At 64.2% G+C, this 695-nt stretch carries 1 pseudogene; it reads left to right on the top strand.

From position 1 onward, the window contains the following. Nucleotides 1-695: pseudogene (locus DIE13_RS32570) on the top strand (virulence factor); the annotation flags it as partial.

The raw sequence follows: 695 nt of genomic DNA, 5'->3' as shown, positions 1-695 counted from the left end.
CCCGATGTGCACATCACCCAAGGCGGTGCGAACGCCGGCTTCACGTCGCTGAACAACGCGCTGGACTACTTGCAGGCGAACCCGGACAAGACCGTCTGGGCAATCAACTGGGACGCACCGAACTTCCCGCCTACCGACGCGCAGATCAACGAGAATCTCGTCGTCCTGTTCCTCGCCGGCCCGAACTTCAACACCGAGCGCGAACCGCTCGCGTGGATCAGCAGGGCCGCAACCGGCAATACACAGGCGTTTGAGCGGAAGGTCGGCACGACGCGCGCCGTACAGGCATGGAAGGCAACCATCGATGAAGCAGCGCGCAATGCCGGTGTGGCGGTTCCGGACCTCGAATACATCTTCCACGACGCCGGCAAAGGCAGCGACGCATCGTCGTCCCGTCTTGCCGCGCTCTCGCAAACGTTGACCGAAACGCTTCCGGAATACGACTACATGAAGCAGACCTTCAACACGACCGGGCTGCTTGGCGACATGGGAACCGGCAGCGCATTGACCAACGTGGCGCTCGCGATCGGCCGGATCAATCACTTCGGCGGCAACGCGCTCGTCGCCGGCACGACCGACCCTGAGCATCCCGTCGCGGTTGTCGTCAGGCCGCCGTCGAAGCTCACGCCGATCGATCCGACGAAGGACTGGTTCCGCGCACGCGGCGGGAACAACGCCTACCTGCCGTGGTGGGG

The sequence above is a fragment of the Burkholderia sp. Bp9016 genome (genome assembly GCF_003857765.1).
In the GTDB taxonomy this organism is placed as follows: domain Bacteria; phylum Pseudomonadota; class Gammaproteobacteria; order Burkholderiales; family Burkholderiaceae; genus Burkholderia.
This window is presented reverse-complemented; position numbering and strand designations above follow the sequence as displayed.